This is a genomic window from Alcanivorax sp. HI0044 (genome assembly GCF_001634945.1).
Genome location: NZ_LWEZ01000866.1, coordinates 1 through 289, shown reverse-complemented (window position 1 = coordinate 289; position 289 = coordinate 1). Strand labels below are relative to the sequence as shown.

Sequence of the window (289 nt, the reverse complement as noted above, 5' to 3'; positions counted from 1 at the left end):
CCGCCAGCGAACCCTTTACCCTTGGAGGAGCCAGTGACATCGATCATCTGACCTGCCTCAAACCCCTCAACAGTCACCGCGGAACCCGCCTCAAACTCACCAGCTTCAGCACGGAATTCCCAGACACCACGACCCGCCTCAACACCAGCTTTCGCGAAATGACCGGCTTGCGCCTTGGTCACGCGGCTGGCACGGCGCTCACCTACAGTTACCTGTACGGCCTGATAGCCATCTGATTCTTCGGTCTTGACCTGGGAAACCCGATTAGGGCTAACCTCAATCACAGTCA

General features: G+C 57.8%; 1 pseudogene. It reads right to left on the bottom strand.

Going from position 1 to position 289, the window contains the following annotated elements:
* Positions 1-289, bottom strand: a pseudogene (gene rplC, locus A3730_RS10175) (50S ribosomal protein L3); the annotation flags it as partial.